Source organism: Massilibacteroides vaginae, from assembly GCF_900178525.1.
GTDB lineage: Bacteria > Bacteroidota > Bacteroidia > Bacteroidales > Tannerellaceae > Massilibacteroides > Massilibacteroides vaginae.
Window position 1 is genome coordinate 1 of the sequence record NZ_FXDJ01000002.1, and the last position, 1,432, is coordinate 1,432.

At 37.0% G+C, this 1,432-nt stretch carries 1 protein-coding gene; it reads left to right on the forward strand.

From position 1 onward, the window contains the following. Nucleotides 1-450 precede the first annotated feature (450 nt). The gene (locus B9Y81_RS00015) at nt 451-1,263 is read left to right on the forward strand and encodes a type IV toxin-antitoxin system AbiEi family antitoxin domain-containing protein (RefSeq protein ID WP_085534959.1); all 813 of its coding nucleotides are present in this window, start codon (nt 451-453) and stop codon (nt 1,261-1,263) included. The last annotated feature ends 169 nt before the right edge of the window (nt 1,264-1,432 follow it).

The following is a 1,432-nucleotide window of genomic DNA, read 5'->3' on the forward strand; positions in this document are numbered from 1 at the left end:
TTTTAGCGAAGGAAGTGCAGCCTTGATCTTTTTTGCTTCGTTTTTTGGATCAAGCCAAAAAATGATGTGGGGTCACAGGGGTGAAACCCCTTAAAACCCTGCCCCATCCACTGTCATGTTGAGCCTGCCGAAGCATCTCATACCGTCTGACTATTATTGAACAAAGCTTTATGCAGAGATCTCTCCACTCCGGTCGAGATGACAAGAGGAAGGTGGTCGAGATGACAGGGAGGAGTGGTTGGGTTGAAAAAGAGTTATCAACAAAAAAACCACGTCATTAGTAGCCGATCAAAAGATATTTAATCGCGATAATATACTGATAGTGTGTATTATTGCGATTTGAATGTTTTGTGGTTTCAACACTATAAAAAAGTTGAAATTAAAAACATAACAATCGCAATAATATACTATATATGTATATCTTTGCGTCTACAATGTAGACACAGTTGAATGGAGAGAGAACAAAAAATAAGGAAATGGATTCTGGATTTACCTAAAAAGGGGAAAATAACTTTTTCGCTTGATGAGGTTAATGCATGCTTTCCTCATATAACAGAAACGAACAAACGTGTATCCCTATGGAGATTGGTTGAGGCAGGTAAGATACAATCAGTATGGAGGGGCTTTTATATAATTATTCCTGTGGAATATGAGCTGAAAGGCTCTGTCCCACCAATGGTTTATATAGGGCAGTTGATGACTTATCTAAACCGGAAGTATTATATCGGGTTATTAAATGCTGCTACTTTTTATGGTGCTTCTCATCAACAACCGCAAGAATTAACCGTAATAACCGATAAAGGAAATTACCGGGATAAACATAAAAACGAGGTGAAGATAAATTTTCTGGGAAAAAAGGCAATTCCACAAGTCTATATAGAGCAAAAAGTAACGAAAACAGGCTATATTAATATATCCGGATCTGAACTAACTGCGATGGATTTAATTTTTTACCAACATGAGATTGGTGGGTTAAGCAGAGCAGCCACAGTTCTGAATGAATTGGCAGAAGAACTTGATTTTAAACGGGTAGACAATGATTTCTTTTCTTTCTTCCCCTCCACAACGGTGCAACGTTTAGGCTATATACTGGATGAAGTTCTTGGTTACAAAGAAATAGCAAAAGTGTTGTATGAGAAAGGACTGCAAGCGGGTTTATCGTTCCGAAAATCCTTGCTTAAGGCGGAAAACGATGCGGAGGAGGCTGAATACAATAACTTGTGGAAGTTAGTAATTAACGAAGATATAGAGATTGACGAATGATACCTGAATTAGCAATAACACAATGGAGAAGCGTTGTTCCTTTGTATATATTAATTAGGAATTAGTCCATCTTTCAATCGAAAAGTATACCACTTACAAACTATGAACGTATAGGATTCGTTCATATAAAATGTTAAGTATGTATACAAAACAAGAAATAGTCATTCAG

Bases quoted from the DNA above. Each gene is read 5' to 3' on its own strand.
- B9Y81_RS00015 (WP_085534959.1), top strand. From the start codon at position 451: ATGGAGAGAGAACAAAAAATAAGGAAATGGATTCTGGATTTACCTAAA.